Origin of the sequence: Flavobacterium melibiosi, from assembly GCF_048158545.1 — a bacterium.
Taxonomy (GTDB): domain Bacteria; phylum Bacteroidota; class Bacteroidia; order Flavobacteriales; family Flavobacteriaceae; genus Flavobacterium; species Flavobacterium melibiosi.
Genome location: NZ_JBLNKU010000003.1, coordinates 231,585 through 248,551, shown reverse-complemented (window position 1 = coordinate 248,551; position 16,967 = coordinate 231,585). Strand labels below are relative to the sequence as shown.

The window sequence follows — 16,967 nt, the reverse complement described above, 5'->3', positions numbered from 1 at the left end:
AACAAATAAACAACAAATCTTCAATGCGTATTAAAAGGTATAGGTAATTTTTCCTTTCATAAAAAAAGGTGTTCCCGGAGTAAAATGAATCTCTTCTACACTTTCTGGTTCATTTTGCAACCTTGATTCTGTTGCAAACTGTGTTTCATTCCATTCGGTATCAAAAATATTCTCTACTGCTATTCCGAAATTTACATTCTTATATTGATAATTAACATTCAAATCGGATATAAAATAACCTTTGGCTACAATGGAATTATCTTCATTTGCCGGACGATTTTTTAAATAACGATACCGGATTCCTCCTGAAAAACTATTAAATTTTTGAAAACTTAAACCTCCAGTTGTGGTGAAATCTGGTGCTAGCGGAATGTAATCCTGACCTTTTGGTTCATCAATACTTCTGGCATAGGTATAATTTGCATCAGCGTCAAAATACAACCAATCATTCAGTTGGTAACGCAATCCAAGCTCTGCTCCCATACGTTTTGATTTTCCGCTTGGCTCAATGATTCCGGCATCGCCCACGTAAACAAATTCTTGCTCCAAAAATAAATACCATAAAGCCGAATTCACGATTAACTTAGGAAATGGTTTCCAAATAGTACCAATATCGGTTCCGATAGCCGTTGGTAAAATTTGTTTTCCATTGTTTTGAACCACCACACGAGCATCATTCGAATGAAAACCCATTCCTGATTTTATAAAAAACTGCAAATTGTTATTCTGCGAATAAATGAAATTCAGTTTTGGAGAAAACTTAACTTTCGATTCCGATTGCGTTTTGTAATTCTCAGTCAACTTGTCTTGATAATTAAATTTGAAATAATCCAATCGAATGGCCGGATTAATCATCAGTTTCCCAAAATTGAATTCTGAATTCAAGTACGAAAACAAATTAGATTCATCAATATCTCCTAATTTTATATTCTCAAGAACCGTTCTTCTATTCAAAGTATGTGAAAGCTCCGTATCTTTTGTCGCATCTGCACGAAAACCTCCACCAAGCTGTAACAAAACATCTACATCATTTAATTTCATTTTCTTGTTCAACTCAGCATTCATTCCATAAATATCCCTGTTTTCTTTCTGTTTAATTTGGTCACCATTAATTGGATCATCCAAAAAGAAAGTGAAATTCGAATACAATTCAAATTGATAATTCGAATAAAAAGCATTGGCTTTCAAGAACGTATTTTCATCAATTGGTTTACTCAAACTCGCATTGAAGTTCGTTCGGGACGTATTTCCACCTTCAGTATCATCAACGGAACCAAATCTTGAAATCGTTCCATTATCAATCAGACGTTGCGGAATTTGACCCGAAGCATCCCATTTGCTGGAAAAGCGAGAAGCCAAGATTGAAAACTTACTATTATCATTCAAAATAGCAGAATATTTACCTAACAAATTGATTCTATTAAAGTTTTGTGGGGAATCAAAAGGACCATCTGTCAGGATATATTCTGTGGCAATATAGGCGCTTTGTGTTTTTTGGTTGCCCAAAAGATTAAATAATCCTACCGTTCTCATCGTGTTGAATTGTCCTATTTCGAGACCAATACTACTTTTTTCTATTTTATCTTTAGTTTGGAAAGCAACGTATCCTGCCGTTGCAAAATCCCCTTTGTTAGCATAATACGTTCCTTTTCCAAAATCTATTTTTTCTACCGTTTCAGGTATAACAAAATGCAAATCGGCATACCCCTGACCATGCGCATGAGAAACCATATTTACTGGCATTCCCTCTACTGAAATGGCAATATCTGTTCCGTGATCGATATCAAATCCTCTAAGAAATATTTGCTCTGCTTTTCCTCCGCCTGCATGTTGTCCAATGAATAACCCGGGTACTTTTCGTAGAATTTCCTGCGAAGAATTTACCGGAGTCGTTTGCAAATCTATTTTCGAAATTACATTCATCGCCGAAAGTTTCGGTTGGATTACTATCTCATTTAATCTAAAAATATCATCTTCCAGAATGATGATGTCATCCGAAGAAACAATGGTAAAATTTGACTTTTTATATCCTAAAGCGGTTATTTTTATAACGTCTCCCAAAACCGTTTTATCTAAGCTAAACAATCCGAATTCATTTGTATGCGCATGACTTTCAGAATTTGTATTCACCAAATAAGCGTTTTCAACAGGATTACCATCACTATCCAACACTTTTCCTTTTTGGATTTGGCCATAGGAAGACAACCCAAAAAGGGCAATCATCACTAGAATAATATTTTTCATACGAAGATAATATTTGTTTTTTATTGGAATATGGAATTGCTTCGCCTGTTCGCTATCGCTCGAGTCGGATATCTCCTTTGATGTTTACGACCAATTTTAGGTTATACTCATTTCATACCCTATAATTGATTTACCTTTTTGTCAAAATTAGGTCCCAATTCATACAAACTGGACAGTAATTCTTCCTTAATAGGTTTCGTTTTGAGCGCTAAATTATTTGATTTGTAAATCATTGCCAAGTGGTATTGTACCTTTGGTTCAAAGGATTTTCCAACCACATGATTCTGAGCAATTTCTAATGCTTTTTTATTTTCGCCCACATTTAAATATGCCCAAGCCAATAAATCATAAGAATCAGCAGTAGGTCTGTGCTCCACTTCAATTTTTGCAATTTCTAATGCTTTTGAAGCCGTTTTTTTGTCGTCTGCATAAATCAAAACATTGTATTTATTGTACATCGCACCATAATTATTTTTCTTCATCATAGAAAAATAAGCATTTCTATTTCTTATTTCATTGGTTTTATCTCCTTTAAATTGGGCAATTTGAGATTTCAATAAATAAAAATCAGGTGTATTGTGCGTTAAAGCTATAGCGTCAATAATTCTATTTGCTTCATTTATATTTCTTTCTTTAGAGAAAACAATCCAAGCAATTCCTTTTAAAGCATAGGAATAATTAGGATTTAGGGCTAATGTTTTTAGGAAACTTTCATACGATTCCTGAATTCTTCCGGCATGACCATAAAAATCTCCAAGGTTAGAATAAGACCAAATTTTAAGTCCTTTGTTATCGTCTTTTTCAGCAATATCTCTCGCTTTTTCCATGAAAGTTATGGCTGTATTCAAATCACCTTTGTGATCGTTCCATTTTGCCAAGCGAATCAAATAATCAAAACTATTCATGTCTCTTATCGCATTCAGATTTTTAACCGCTTCCGGATAATTTCCCAATTCCATTTGAACATCGAACAATAATTTTTGGGTTTCTTTTTTTCCTTCGCCTATGGCTAATGCTTTATTAGCTAACTCCAACGCTTCTTTGAAACGGTGTTGCGAAATATAATTTCTGGCCAAAGATCGAACAGTTGAAACTCTGGAATAATCATACGCTTCGTTTGATTTTGTCAATAATTCTTCTGTTTTATATAGGTTTCTAATATCGCCTGTATATTCAAAAAGTGTGTTGTAGTTTGATGCTAATTGACTTAAATAGCTAATTTGATTTGGAGCAGCATCAAATTTTTTCTGCCAAAAGTCAATTTCTTTATGTGTAAAAGTCAATGATTTATTATCCTTTAAAGTCAAATATTTATTATAGTCTTCCGTATTTGTAATTTGTTCTGATTTAGTCTCGCAACCGAATATAAATAGGATTGTGAAAACTAAAAATGATATTGTTTTTAAAGTTTTCATACTCTAATTGTTTTGTTTGTTTGTTTGTTTGTTTGTTTGTTTGTTTGTTTGTTTGTTTTAATAAAAAAAACAGAGCGAAAATTATTGCAAGCGCTCTGTTTTTTTTTAGAAATATTACCACGCAGAAGCTAAGTAAGGAAAAGTTGTGCCAAATGCTTTATCATTTGCATTCACATTATCTTTAGTAAGACCTGGATTAGAAGTACCAGCTGAACCACCAAAAATTAATAATAATTCAACATCAATTACATCATCTGCCAAAGCTCTACCCGTCAATATATTAGTTCCATCAAAGAAAGTTGTTGGTGCAGTTTTAGACACTCCTAATACATCTGTAGCCAAAAGACCTGTAAGCTGAGCTGCCGTTTGCCCTAAAGCATTTGTAGTATACGCCGGATTCAAAGCTAATAATCTAGATTGAAAAATAGGTTGGTATTTAGCTCCCATTGCCGAAGGAATTGCAGCATTAAAATCATCTTTAGGCTGCCCTGAAGCAACGAATACAGTATTGATTGCCGGTCTTGCCATTTGATCTTGCTGAACATAAGTTCCCGAAAAATCAAGACTTACAGTAGAATCACCGTTTGAATCGTCATTATCACAATTTACTGAAACAACTGCAGCTACTAGCGCGATTGTTATAATTTTGAATTTATTTGTTTTACTCATGATCTTTATATTTAAGTTTTTTGGAAATCGTAAATCTTCGATTTCATGTTTTTACTTTTTTAAATAAAATTAATTATTGTTTTTTCTTAGTTTCAGCCCAAACATTAATTGTACTTGAAGAGCCTAACATTGCTTTTGGAACTTCTACTACAATTGACATTACATTAGTTCCTGCAAATGTGTCAACACCCGGATTATTAAATCCTGAAGCAGTTCCTCCAAGGATTGCTTTAAATTGACCTAAGTCAAAAAAGAAAGGATCGTCTCTTGGTCCTGCAAAAAATTTCATTCCGTTTTGCTCAGAAGTTAAAGCAGTTGCACCATAAGCAGAAATTGTAACATTTCCTGAAGCAGCAGTAGTTTTAACCATACTTGATGTCCCTGTTGTTCCCGGAGCAACTGGTCCAAAGAAATACATCTTGTCATCTCTCTTGATGGCTTGAATTACTAAATCTTCAACATTGTCATTGTTGTTGTCAATGTTGATTTCTACCATCACATTTTCTTTAAATGTAGCAGCACCTGTAGCATTAGGACTTAACAATCCTTGCGTATTTACTGCAAATACTAAATTACTTGTGTTCTGACCCTGAAAAGCGTACACATCAGTAATATCACCTGCATCGCCAGACATTGTTGCCGGAGCATCTATGTGATCCGCAGCTACTAATATTAAGCCCGAAATCGCCACTAGCGATAGACCTAAAATCATTTTTGTTTTTTTCATTTTGTTATAAGTTAAAAGGTTATAAAGGCATTTACGGGATTGTGTTGCTTTTGGTTTTAAAAATCTTAATTAAAAATCTATTTAATTTTTAAATTACTAAAAAACAACTACTTATATATTTAAAAAAAGTATAACTATTTTTATTTTTATTTTTATTTGATGTTGACAATCATAAAATATGTCATTTGTAAATAAGAATGTATAAGTTTGTAATAGTTAAATAGAAAGAATATGAGTCAAGAAGAATTGTTAGTATTAATTTATAAGAAGGACGAAAGAGCATTTACACATCTATATGATATGTATTCTAAAAGTTTATTTTCGGTTATTAATGTTCTTGTAAAAAATAGAGAAGAAGCAGAAGATGTACTTCAGGATGTATTTGTCAAAATCTGGAAAAACATTGATTCTTACAATGAAAGCAAAGGAAGGTTCTACACTTGGATTCTGAATATTGCCCGAAATACTTCTATAGATAAACTGCGTTCCAAAAATTTTAACAATAGTCAAAAAAACCTTACTACAGATAATTTCGTAAATCACTTTGAAGACAGTTCTAAACTGGCAGACAAAATGGATACTATTGGATTACAAGAGTTTGTAAAAAGACTAAAACCGAAATGTATTCAAATAATAGATTTACTGTTTTTTAAAGGGTACACTCAACAAGAAGCTTCAGATGAATTAGCAATTCCTTTAGGAACGGTAAAAACACAAAATAGAAATTGTATTAATGACTTAAGAAATTATTTGAAAATATAATGGAAACAAAAGAATATATAGAATCAGGAATCCTGGAGCTTTATGTTTACGGTTTACTAAGTGAACCCGAAAACGAAGAAGTTAACAGCATGGCAAAAAATAATCCGGAAATTAACGATGAAATTATAGCGATTGAAAAAGCCATTGTTGCTTTGTCTTCGAGCTTTTCACCGTTTCATTCTGTGGCTAATTATGAAAAAATTAAAGCTAAACTAGAACTCAAACATGCTAAAGTAATCGAGTTGGAGCCTACCAGCAATTGGTCACAATATATTGGTTGGGCAGCAGCTGTATTATTATTAGTGGGAATTGGTTACCAATACAATCAATTAGATCAAACCAATACACAAGTAGCCAATACTGAGATTGAGAAAGCTAAATTAGAAAAGGAATTTAACGTCTTAAAATTAAAAAATACAACAATCGAAACCAGTTTAGCAGTTGTAAGGGATACTAAAAATACTGTTGTAGCACTTGGAGGACAGGCAGTTGCTCCAGAATCATTTGCTAAAGTATATTGGAATCAAGATACTAAAGTAGTTTATATTGATGCAGCCGGTTTACCGGAACCACCAGAAGGAATGGTGTATCAGGTTTGGGCATTGAAATTAAGCCCGTTAACTCCAACAAGTATTGGACTATTGGAAGACTTTGATTCTAACGAGCAAAAATTATTTGCAGTGAATAATGCCAATGAAGCGGAAGCTTTTGGAATTACCCTGGAGCCTAAAGGCGGAAGCTTAACTCCTACAATGGAACAATTATATACGTTAGGAAAAGTATAAAGCGTTCTATTTAATGAAAATAAAAAAGGTTCATCTATATGAACTGCCCAAAAAAAGTTAGACACTATTTGGGGGCAGTTCAAAGTTGAACCTTTATGATGGAAATAATTAAATCCTACTTCTTATAATACTTTTTGTATTTTGGATACGTAATAGCTCCAAATAAAGTTATTACTCCTAATGAATACCATATCCAGTTTAAGGAATGGGCTTCCCCACTCGCATAAGAATGTAATCCTACTAGATGAAAGTTCACTCCATAATAGGTAAACAAAATAGATATAAAGGCAAACATACTCATCAGGTTAAAAATCCATTTCCCACGTAAAGATGGAACAAATCGAGCATGAATAACAAATGCATACACCATAATACTGATTAAGGCCCAAGTTTCTTTTGGATCCCAGCCCCAATAACGTCCCCAACTTTCATTGGCCCATTGTCCACCAAGGAAATTCCCGATGGTAAGCATGATTAAACCTATGGTCAAAGACAATTCGTTGATATACGTTATTTCTTGAATATTCAAATCCATTTTGGCTTTGTTTTTTTCATTGGTAAACAAAATCAGTAGTAGTGAAACCGCTCCTAAAATCATTCCCAATGCAAACGGACCATAACTAGCCACAATTACCGCAACGTGAATCATCAACCAGTACGAGTTCAAAACAGGCTGCAAATTGGCAATTTCCGGGTCAATCCAGTTCATATAAGCCGCAGCCAAAATCATCGCGGTCACAAAAGCCGAAGAAGCAACCGTAAGTTTCGATTTTATGTCGAAAGCCAAACCAAAAAACATCGTTGCCCAAGCCACATAAATAATAGATTCATACGCATTACTCCATGGTGCGTGACCCGATATATACCATCGTGCGATCAAACCGAAAGTGTGCAATGCAAATAACAAACCTACTATTACATGCATAAAATTAACAAGATAATACAATACCTTTCGCTCTTTGAAGATTTTAAGAATTGTAAATAGCAGCATTAAAATAGAAGCAAAAATGTACCAGTACGGTAATTTTTTAAAAACATCGTATTTGTTATACAACACTTCTGAAGTTATTTTTTCTTCACTTGGTCTTACTTTACTACCAAATCTTTTTTGAAAACCATTAATGCTTTCCAGTAACTCATCTGCAGTTTTATATTCGTTCGAGGTTGAAGCGTTAGCCAAAGAACCAAAATACAAAGGCAATACATTTTTGGTGTACGTTGCTTCCATTCCCTTGAGGCCAGCTTCATTTAGTTCCAAATAGGAAATCCATTTATTATTTTTATCATCAGGAATTGGAAAAATTTTCAATATTCTTCCGCTTAAGGCCGATTCCATTAGATTTACTTTTTTATCCGTTTCGATAAAATCTTTTTCAAATTGGTTTGGATTCGCTGATTTGAATGCCTGATCTAAATACTTAGAGAGTTTATAATTTCCCTTTTCGTCAAAAAATGCCACAAAAGGTGCAACTTTGGCTTTTTTATCAACCCCAATTATTTTTCTTAAACTGTCGTTACCTCTTCTTAAATGAATGATTGGAATTTCAATCCAGTAACTTGCGTATTGTGTCATGGACAAAAATACCTGATCAGAATTCATTCCGTTGTAAGAATCATCCTGACTTACTTTACGCAACAATTCTGATGAAAACGTATTGATCGGTTTCATTCTACCACCTGCATCCTGAATAACTAATCTTCCAAATTTTGCAGCATGTACTTCCGGAACTTTATATTTAGTGATCAAAGCATTTAGTTCGTCTTGACTCAATACTTTTTTAGTGTGATTCGCATGCGTTTCCGGTGCTGCCTCGGTTTCAGTATGTGCATGTCCTTCATGATCCGCGTGATTGTGTTCTTGTTCTTGCGCAAAACTATTGAAACTGAATAACAAAACTAAAATAGTCAACAGTTTTGCTTTTTTAGTTTTAACCACTTCCAGTTTTCGTTTAACATCAGCGAAACGAGAATGCTTCGTAAACATAATCGCCATCATGGCAAAAAACAACATAAAATAACCAGCGTACGTAATGCAAGTCCCCCAAAAATCATGATTTACAGATAATATTGTTCCTTTTTCATCCGGGTCAAATCCCGATTGAAAAAAGCGATATCCTTTATAATCCAAGACATTATTCATGTATATTCTGGCATCGAAAGGTTTAACGGAATCCTGAACGGTCACCTGACTTTCAAATGAGGAATAACTTTTCTCTGTTCCGGGATATTTCTGTGCAATAAAATCATTCAATTTTATCTTGAAAGGCAAGACATACGCTTTACTTCCGTAGAACAAAGTATAATCGTTATTTCCTATTTTTACTGTTTTGGCTTCGCCAATTTTACCTTTAGAACCTACTACTGTAACTATTTTTTCTTGTCCATCGGCAGTTATTTTTACCACTAATGCATCTTCAAGATTCTTAGCTTTAAAATCATTTTTAGACTCATAATCAATTACACCTTTTACCGCTGGATCAGGAAACACAAATCGCATTTCACCAATAGTATATAACGAGCGCATCATCAAAGGCTGACTATTATCTTTTGTTACTTTACCTTGAAATTTATCGGCCATACGCATGAATGCACCTTCAAATGGGGTTTGAATGGTATAACTGCTCCCTTTTGTATTGATATTTATAGCGCCATCAGTATATTTATTTAAAGCAAATAATACATTGTGAATATTTTGTACTTCACCATCTTTCAAAAAATGTTCCTCTCGTCCACCATCTCCAGCTTCCACTAATTTTAAATACAAAACTCCTTTAGGATTCGGTTTAATATATTCTTTAGCTCCCATGATAAAATTTTCATAGTTTACTTCAAATTCTGTATCGGCAAACTTATCAGAAATACTGAAATTATTATTGGTAGCCGGAGAAAGCAGTACTTGTTTTTCAAAAATCCTGCGTTTCATTTCCCCTTTATATTCGCCATCTACGAAAAGAGTAAGAAAGATTTTATCTGAAAAAACCTGATTTTCAGCCGCGCCTTCGCGAATGGGCATCATTCCTTCATAACTGATATATCGCGTTACAAAAGCTCCCAAAAGGATAAAAACAAAAGATAAATGAAGTAATAAAGTGGCCCATTTCTCTTTTTTTAACAATTGGTAACGTTTTATATTTCCAATAAAATTAATCAGGAAGAAAACCATTATGGCTTCAAACCACCAGGAGTTATAAACTAGAATTCGGGCCGTATCGGTGTTGTACTTGCTTTCGATGAAAGTTCCTGCTCCCATTGCGATTGCAAAAGTTAAGAATAGAATGGCCATTAATCGTGTAGAAAACAAAATCGAGAATATTTTTTTATCCATTTGTAAGGGATTACGTTTTATAAAAGTGGCACAAAAGTACTCAAAAATGTTGACTTCTATATTCTTACATTTGTTAATTTAATCCAAAATTAAGTCTTCCCATTTCGCTTAAAAAAGCATATTTATATGCTAATTACGTTTTATAACCGATCCAAAAATTGAATAAAACTCTTAATATTTTTTTGCTAATTTTGCCAAATGGTTAAAGTAATTATTATTGGTTCTGGAAATGTAGCGCAACATTTGATTGCAGCATTTCAAAATCCTCAAAATTTAGGGACAGAAATCGAATTGGTTCAAGTTTTTTCAAGACAAATAGGAAGTGTATCTCAACTGCTCGATTCAGATCATATTACAAATGATTTAGATACTTTGGCAGAAGCTGATCTGTACATCATTGCCGTTTCAGATGATGCAATTGCAGCCATTTCTTCGAAACTTCTATTCAAAAACCGTTTAGTAGTTCATACCTCCGGAAGCGTTCCTTTGAATGCTTTGGATGACAACAACCGAAAAGGGGTTTTCTATCCATTGCAAACTTTTACCAAAAACAAAGCCGTTGATTTTAGAACCATTCCCATTTGTTTAGAAAGTGAAAATGCCACCGATTTTCAATTATTAGAAAAAGTGGCAAAAGCAATTTCTGATAAAACTTTTGCTATTAATTCAGAACAACGAAAAGCGCTGCACATTGCGGCTGTATTTGTCAATAATTTCACCAATCACCTGTACCAGATAGGTCAGGAGATTTGTCTGGAAAATCAAGTTCCTTTCGAAATTTTGAAACCTTTAATTGCTGAAACCGCAAATAAAATTATGCTTCTTTCACCCGAAGAAGCGCAAACAGGACCGGCAAAACGGAATGACACTGATACTATTGAAGCACATGAAGCCTTTCTATCCAATCAAAATCACCTAACAATCTATAAAACTCTAACACAATCTATACAGCAAAATGGCAAAAAGTTATAAAGAAATAATGAACGACATCACCACTTTTATTTTTGATGTTGATGGCGTACTTACCGATAGCTCCGTTTTTGTAACCAATGAAGGAGAGATTCTGCGAACCATGAATATCCGCGATGGTTATGCGATGAAGGCCGCCGTAGAAAGTGGTTATAACGTTTGTATTATTTCCGGTGGAAGTAATGAAGGCGTTCGGGTTAGACTAAGAAATCTGGGTATTACCGACATTCATTTAGGGACACCCAACAAAGTGGAAACCTTTGATGAATATACTGATGTGTACCAAATAAATCCAGAACACGTTTTGTACATGGGCGATGATATTCCTGATTACCACGTTATGAAATTAGTGGGATTACCTGCTTGTCCCCAAGATGCAAGTCCAGAAATCAAAGCCATTTCAAGATATATTTCGCATAAAAACGGAGGGAAAGGCGCTGCACGTGATGTAATTGAACAAGTCATGAAAGCACAAGGAAAATGGATGGCCTATTTTGACGGGAAACACGATTGATTAGTAATCAGTGGTCAGTTTTTTAGTAATCAGTTGCAATGATTATTAAAAAGTAATTTAGTTCAATTTTTTTCTGAACACTGAATTTTATATGAACAATAAAAACTGACCACTGAATAATAGATTCTCCAATCTGAACACTGAAAAACTGAACACTGAATATGAACTTTCTAAAACTCATCCGATACCAAAATTTACTGATGCTTGCTTTTATGCAGCTTATTTTCAGGTACGGATTTTTTAAATTTCAGAATATTCCATTGGCATTAAATAACTGGCAATTTGGATTATTGGTACTATCAACAGTATTGCTTGCCGCTGGAGGTTATGTTATTAATAATATTTTTGACCAAAATACGGATAACATAAATAAACCCAACAACGTAATTGTAGGTAAAATAATTTCAGAAACCCATGCCTATAATCTATACATTGGACTTACCATAGTTGGAGTGGCGATTGGTTTTTATTTATCGAATGTCATACTGAAACCGGGTTTTGCATCCATTTTTATTTTAATTGCCGCAACACTTTATTTTTACGCAACCAGCCTCAAACAAATGATGCTTATTGGCAATAGTATAGTTGCTTTATTACTTTCATTTAGTGTGATAATCATTGGAGTTTTTGATTTGTATCCTGTAACATTTGAAGGGAATCAACAAAAAATGGCTGTTGTTTTTTCAATCCTTTTAGATTATGCACTGTTTACTTTCCTACTCAATTTTATTAGGGAAATCGTAAAAGACTTAGAAGATGTAGATGGAGATTACAATCAAGGAATGAACACATTACCTATTGCAATAGGAATCAACAGAACTTCAAAAATAGTTTTCGCATTAAGTTTTATTCCTGTTTTGGCAATTCTTTTTTACATAAACAATTATCTTTTTCAACTGCAGTACGCAACGCTCTATCTATTGGTTTTCGTATTAGGACCACTTCTTTTTTTTACCTTAAAAATTTGGACTGCAAAAACTAAAAATGACTTTCACAAATTGAGCTTACTCCTTAAATGGATTCTTCTTTTCGGGATTATATCTATCGCCGTTATTACTATAAATATGAAATGAGCACAACGGAAATCTGTTATAAACAAAAGAAGAGGTTTAAAGCGAATTGTATATGCCCCTTAAAAAAAATAAAAATCTACATATAAAACATAATGCTTAGAAATAAATTAAAAAAATACACTTTGATACTGGCTTCAGGTTCACCAAGACGTCAGCAATTCTTTAAAGATTTAGATTTAGACTTTGAAATTAGACTAAAAGAAATTGAAGAGGTTTATCCTCCAGAGTTAGAAGCTGCCCAAATCACTAATTATTTAGCGGAATTGAAAGCAAGTGCTTTTGAGGGTGAATTGCAAACCAATGAAATTCTTATTACAAGCGACACCATTGTTTGGCATAACAACAAAGCTTTGGGCAAACCAAAAGATGAACAAAATGCTTTTGAAATCTTAAAATCATTATCAAACTCTACACATGAAGTGATTACTTCAGTATGCTTTAAAACCAATGAAAAAGTTGATTTATTGCACGAAATAACCAAAGTCACTTTCAATGAATTAAGCGACGAATCGATTCGCTATTATTTAGAAAACTACAAACCTTTTGACAAAGCAGGGGCGTATGGCATCCAGGAATGGATTGGTTTTATCGGCGTTTCAAAAATTGAAGGTTCTTATGCAAATGTGATGGGAATGCCAACGGATAAAGTTTACGAATATTTAAGTAAATTAACTTAATTAAAATTATGGATATGTCTTTCTTTAACGAATATACAAGAGAACTAATTGCAACCGGAATTCTGTTTCTTTTATTGATTTTATTACGAATTATTTCTACAAAACTGGTTAGACGGTATGCTAAATCGAGTCATAGTATTGAACATCGGACCAATTTAGTGATCAAATACATTCATTTATTTATTAATATTCTGGTAGTAACTGCTTTAATAATAATTTGGGGAGTTCAGACCAAAGATATCTTTATTGCACTTTCCTCCATTACAACTGTTGTAGGTGTTGCCATGTTTGCCCAATGGTCCATTTTGAGCAACATCACATCTGGTATCATTTTGTTCTTTTCTTTTCCGTTTAAAATTGGTGATGTAATAAAAATCCATGATAAAGATTTTCCTATTGAAGCCGAGGTTGAAGATATTGGTGCTTTTCATGTGTACTTAAAAACCAATGATGGAGAAAAGATTATTTATCCTAATAATTTGCTTTTGCAAAAAGGAATTTCAATTATGAAAAATCATTTTGATGACAAGGAATTCATTGATTAACACTACCTTTAGGAGTATTTCAGTTTCATTTCATCGATAAATCAATAGAATAAAGTGATAATTATACAACTATTGATAAAAAATATATAATACTTTAGAATTTTTATTAAATCATATTTGCTTGTTAAACTTAGAAATAATCATAATTGATTTTTAATATAAATAAAAACAAAAAAAGTATGAATGACATCTTAAAATTCCCATTTTATGCTAAATTAACTCTGGTTCTACTGAGTATAATGGCTATTATCTTTATTTTTTATATGGGTCAAGACATATTGATTCCTGTAATGATGTCGTTTTTATTTGCAATATTATTGTATCCTATTGTTCAGTTTTTTAAATCCAAACTTTATTTTCCGCATGTTTTGGCGGTAATGCTGGCAGTGCTTTTATTCGTGTTAATTTTTATTGGACTTTTTGTTTTTCTATCCTTTCAAATCAGTGATTTTGCAGCTGATTTTGATAAAATTGAAAGAAACATAAACATTCATCTCCGAAATATTCAAGGATTTGTCAGAGACAATTTTCATTTAAGTTCAAGAGAACAAAGGCAATATATAGATACTGCCACTGAAGATTCAATGGAAAAAGGAAAAGAGTTGATTGGCACTACTTTAATGTCGTTTACAGATACTTTAGTAAATTTGACCTTAATACCTATTTATACTTTTTTAATTCTTCTGTACAGAACTCATTTTTTACTGTTTTTATCCAAGTTATTCAAAAAAGAAAACCATGAACAGTTAAAAGATATATTAACAAATATAAGAGTAGCCATTAACAGTTACATCGTGGGTTTAATTATTGAAATGATTTTAGTTTCAACAATGACAACACTTGGATTTATGGTTATTGGTGTGAAATATGCTATTTTACTGGGAATTATCACAGGAATTTTAAATCTGATTCCTTATATCGGAATTCTATTTGCAGGAGTTTTAAGTATCGTTGCTTCGCTTACTGGCTCACCTGATTTATCAATAATTCTTGGTGTAATTGTGATTACTGTTGTAGTTCAGTTAATTGACAATAACATTTTGGTTCCAATGATTGTAAGCTCCAAAGTGGAAATAAATGCATTTGTATCGATTGTTGGAATCATTATAGGGGGAGCAATTGCAGGAGTTTCCGGTATGTTTTTGGCGCTTCCAATTCTTGCCATACTTAAGGTGATTTTTGACCGAATAGAAGCATTAGAACCTTGGGGTTACCTGATGGGTGATCATTTACCAAAAACATACACTTGGCGCAGTATCAAATTCCCGCTGTTTGATTCCGATATATCTTCTAAAAAAACCATAATTAAAACGGATATTGCAATTCCAACGTTTACCGAAACAACCACAGAATCTGATGTAAATCGAACTGAAAACTAGGCGCTTAAAATCTAAAAATCTATTTAAAATTAATTTTTTAAAGATGCTCCGAAAACAAAAACTGATTTTAATCTTATCGTTGCTCTCTTATTGCCAGGTTTCTTTTTCACAGGCAGACAAACCTAAAAAAGATTCTTCTGAAGTATATAGAGATATCCAAACCTATTCCAAAAAAAGAAAATTCACCAAGGTATTGCACAAGTTAATTTTTGAGCCAATTAATTTAAAAATTAAAAAGAAAAAAGTAATACAAAAAAAATACCTTGCCTTTGAAGGGAAAATTATCCGAAATATCAATATTGTAACACTAGACCCATTTGGATTTTCAGAAATTGATTCTACAAAAGGTCCTAGAAATTGGGCAGAAGAAACCGGTAACCGGATACATATTAAAACTAGGAGACTTGCTATTCTGAATTTATTGCTCTTTAGAAAAAACAGACCGCTGGATTCTTTATTGGTAAAAGAATCAGAACGTTTAATTAGAACGCAACGGTATGTCAACAGGGCTAATATAGCACCCCAGTTAATTAAAAACAATCCCGATTCTGTCGATGTATTCATTCGTGTTCTGGATTCGTGGAGTATTATTCCAAAAGGCTCCATTTCAGGCACCAGAACCACTATTGAATTGAATGAGCGTAACTTTTTGGGCTCTGGTCATGAATTTGACAATGAATATAAAACGAGATTTAGCGATGGAAAAAGTGCTTACAAATTCGCCTATAGCATTCCCAACATCAAAAATACATTCATAAAAACAATAGCAAGTTATCAGATTGATTTAGACGGTTATTATGGGAAAAGTGTAACTATTGATCGCCCTTTCTATTCTCCTTTTGCAAAATGGGCCGGTGGGATTTACATCGATCAACAATTTAGAAAAGATACGCTTCAGGATTCCAATTTGACATATGCCAAACAAAATTTCAAATACAATTCACAAGATTTATGGCTCGGCCAAGCTTTTCGCTTATTTAAAGGAAATACGGAGGGAGAAAGAACTACAAATCTAATTTTGTCCGGTAGATTTTTAAATATAAAATATATTGAAAGTCCAGCCGTAGTATACGATCCTATCGATTTCTATTCCGATGAAAAATTTATACTTTTCGGTATTGGTGTTACTTCTCGAAAATTTATTGAAGACAAGTACATTTTTAAAAATGGAATCATAGAAGACGTTCCTATTGGTAAAATTTATGGAATAACAGGAGGCCATCAACGCAAAAATAACGCTGAACGTTATTATTTGGGCGGTAGAGCTGCATTTGGAAATTTTTATAAGTGGGGATTTTTAAGCGCCAATTTTGAATTAGGCTCCTTTTTTGATAAATCGATTACAACCCAGACCGCTTTTTCTTTTCAGGCAAATTATTTCACTAATTTAATTACTATTGGAAAATGGAAATTACGACAGTTTGTAAAACCCCAGTTCATTCTGGGTATCAACCGCTTAAATTCTATTGGAGATCGGCTTACAATTAATGAAAATTATGGGATATCTGGTTTTAATAGTGCCGAATATGGCACCCAAAAAGCGGTATTGACACTACAAACTCAGGCCTATGCACCATGGAATCTTTGGGGATTTAGATTGAATCCTTATTTTAACTATTCAATCGCTATGCTGGGAAATCCCGAAAAAGAGTTAGGTAAAAATAAAGCATATTCTAAAATTGGTATCGGATTTATTATAAATAACGATTATTTGGTATTTAGTTCTTTTCAAATATCGCTTTCCTATTACCCGTCGATTCCCCGTGATGGCGAAAATATTTTCAAAACCAATTCCTTTGAAACCACGGATTTTGGTTTTCAGGATTTTGAATTGGCGAAACCACGAACAGTTATTTATAAATAAAAAAAACAATTTAATACGT

The 16,967-nt window shown here is 33.1% G+C and carries 14 protein-coding genes; 9 read left to right on the top strand and 5 right to left on the bottom strand.

What is annotated here, in order from left to right; genetic code table 11:
* Positions 1-30 precede the first annotated feature (30 nt).
* The 4 genes from ACM55F_RS05090 to ACM55F_RS05075 form a co-directional block, all read right to left on the bottom strand.
* Positions 31-2,244 carry a TonB-dependent receptor gene (locus tag ACM55F_RS05090; protein WP_416852659.1) on the bottom strand — a complete coding sequence of 738 codons (2,214 nt, stop codon included), beginning with the start codon at positions 2,242-2,244 and terminating at the stop codon, positions 31-33.
* A gap of 119 nt (positions 2,245-2,363) precedes the next feature.
* Positions 2,364-3,659: a tetratricopeptide repeat protein gene (locus ACM55F_RS05085; protein WP_416852658.1), complete on the bottom strand. Its 1,296-nt coding sequence runs from the start codon at positions 3,657-3,659 to the stop codon at positions 2,364-2,366.
* A gap of 114 nt (positions 3,660-3,773) precedes the next feature.
* Complete coding sequence (locus tag ACM55F_RS05080) at positions 3,774-4,328, bottom strand: DUF4331 family protein (protein WP_416852657.1); 555 nt, start codon at positions 4,326-4,328, stop codon at positions 3,774-3,776.
* Between the two features lie 73 nt (positions 4,329-4,401).
* Positions 4,402-5,055: a DUF4331 family protein gene (locus ACM55F_RS05075; RefSeq protein WP_416852656.1), complete on the bottom strand. Its 654-nt coding sequence runs from the start codon at positions 5,053-5,055 to the stop codon at positions 4,402-4,404.
* A gap of 231 nt (positions 5,056-5,286) precedes the next feature.
* Between ACM55F_RS05075 and ACM55F_RS05070 the strand changes: the two genes are divergently transcribed.
* Together ACM55F_RS05070 and ACM55F_RS05065 are read left to right on the top strand one after the other, a co-directional pair.
* Positions 5,287-5,817 carry an RNA polymerase sigma factor gene (locus ACM55F_RS05070; RefSeq protein WP_416852655.1) on the top strand — a complete coding sequence of 177 codons (531 nt, stop codon included), beginning with the start codon at positions 5,287-5,289 and terminating at the stop codon, positions 5,815-5,817.
* Complete coding sequence (locus ACM55F_RS05065; RefSeq protein ID WP_416852654.1) at positions 5,817-6,602, top strand: anti-sigma factor; 786 nt, start codon at positions 5,817-5,819, stop codon at positions 6,600-6,602. Before ACM55F_RS05070 ends, ACM55F_RS05065 begins: the two co-directional genes overlap by 1 nt.
* A gap of 115 nt (positions 6,603-6,717) precedes the next feature.
* Here ACM55F_RS05065 and ACM55F_RS05060 read toward each other — a convergent pair whose 3' ends face one another.
* Positions 6,718-9,927, bottom strand: a complete 3,210-nt coding sequence (locus ACM55F_RS05060; protein ID WP_416852653.1) for a cytochrome c biogenesis protein CcsA — start codon at positions 9,925-9,927, stop codon at positions 6,718-6,720.
* 198 nt (positions 9,928-10,125) lie between these two features.
* Between ACM55F_RS05060 and ACM55F_RS05055 the strand changes: the two genes are divergently transcribed.
* The 7 genes from ACM55F_RS05055 to ACM55F_RS05025 all read left to right on the top strand — a co-directional run bounded on the left by ACM55F_RS05055 (position 10,126) and on the right by ACM55F_RS05025 (position 16,948).
* On the top strand, positions 10,126-10,899 hold the full coding sequence (locus ACM55F_RS05055; protein WP_416852652.1) for a Rossmann-like and DUF2520 domain-containing protein: 774 nt from the start codon (positions 10,126-10,128) through the stop codon (positions 10,897-10,899).
* Positions 10,883-11,410, top strand: coding sequence for a KdsC family phosphatase (locus ACM55F_RS05050; RefSeq protein ID WP_143388196.1), 528 nt, complete (start codon positions 10,883-10,885; stop codon positions 11,408-11,410). Before ACM55F_RS05055 ends, ACM55F_RS05050 begins: the two co-directional genes overlap by 17 nt.
* Before the next feature lie 161 nt (positions 11,411-11,571).
* Entirely contained in the window at positions 11,572-12,483 is a 912-nt protein-coding gene (locus tag ACM55F_RS05045) for a geranylgeranylglycerol-phosphate geranylgeranyltransferase (protein ID WP_416852651.1), read from the top strand.
* A gap of 92 nt (positions 12,484-12,575) precedes the next feature.
* On the top strand, positions 12,576-13,160 hold the full coding sequence (locus ACM55F_RS05040) for a Maf-like protein (RefSeq protein ID WP_416852650.1): 585 nt from the start codon (positions 12,576-12,578) through the stop codon (positions 13,158-13,160).
* Positions 13,161-13,174: 14 nt separating this feature from the next.
* Positions 13,175-13,705, top strand: a complete 531-nt coding sequence (locus ACM55F_RS05035; RefSeq protein WP_416852648.1) for a mechanosensitive ion channel domain-containing protein — start codon at positions 13,175-13,177, stop codon at positions 13,703-13,705.
* A 179-nt stretch (positions 13,706-13,884) separates the two neighbouring features.
* Positions 13,885-15,084, top strand: coding sequence for an AI-2E family transporter (locus ACM55F_RS05030; protein ID WP_416852647.1), 1,200 nt, complete (start codon positions 13,885-13,887; stop codon positions 15,082-15,084).
* A gap of 43 nt (positions 15,085-15,127) precedes the next feature.
* Positions 15,128-16,948, top strand: a complete 1,821-nt coding sequence (locus ACM55F_RS05025) for a hypothetical protein (protein ID WP_416852646.1) — start codon at positions 15,128-15,130, stop codon at positions 16,946-16,948.
* The last annotated feature ends 19 nt before the right edge of the window (positions 16,949-16,967 follow it).

Coding starts and splice junctions, on each gene's coding strand:
- ACM55F_RS05090 (WP_416852659.1), bottom strand. CDS start 2,244: ATGAAAAATATTATTCTAGTGATGATTGCCCTTTTTGGGTTGTCTTCC.
- ACM55F_RS05085 (WP_416852658.1), bottom strand. CDS start 3,659: ATGAAAACTTTAAAAACAATATCATTTTTAGTTTTCACAATCCTATTT.
- ACM55F_RS05080 (WP_416852657.1), bottom strand. CDS start 4,328: ATGAGTAAAACAAATAAATTCAAAATTATAACAATCGCGCTAGTAGCT.
- ACM55F_RS05075 (WP_416852656.1), bottom strand. CDS start 5,055: ATGAAAAAAACAAAAATGATTTTAGGTCTATCGCTAGTGGCGATTTCG.
- ACM55F_RS05070 (WP_416852655.1), top strand. CDS start 5,287: ATGAGTCAAGAAGAATTGTTAGTATTAATTTATAAGAAGGACGAAAGA.
- ACM55F_RS05065 (WP_416852654.1), top strand. CDS start 5,817: ATGGAAACAAAAGAATATATAGAATCAGGAATCCTGGAGCTTTATGTT.
- ACM55F_RS05060 (WP_416852653.1), bottom strand. CDS start 9,927: ATGGATAAAAAAATATTCTCGATTTTGTTTTCTACACGATTAATGGCC.
- ACM55F_RS05055 (WP_416852652.1), top strand. CDS start 10,126: ATGGTTAAAGTAATTATTATTGGTTCTGGAAATGTAGCGCAACATTTG.
- ACM55F_RS05050 (WP_143388196.1), top strand. CDS start 10,883: ATGGCAAAAAGTTATAAAGAAATAATGAACGACATCACCACTTTTATT.
- ACM55F_RS05045 (WP_416852651.1), top strand. CDS start 11,572: ATGAACTTTCTAAAACTCATCCGATACCAAAATTTACTGATGCTTGCT.
- ACM55F_RS05040 (WP_416852650.1), top strand. CDS start 12,576: ATGCTTAGAAATAAATTAAAAAAATACACTTTGATACTGGCTTCAGGT.
- ACM55F_RS05035 (WP_416852648.1), top strand. CDS start 13,175: ATGTCTTTCTTTAACGAATATACAAGAGAACTAATTGCAACCGGAATT.
- ACM55F_RS05030 (WP_416852647.1), top strand. CDS start 13,885: ATGAATGACATCTTAAAATTCCCATTTTATGCTAAATTAACTCTGGTT.
- ACM55F_RS05025 (WP_416852646.1), top strand. CDS start 15,128: ATGCTCCGAAAACAAAAACTGATTTTAATCTTATCGTTGCTCTCTTAT.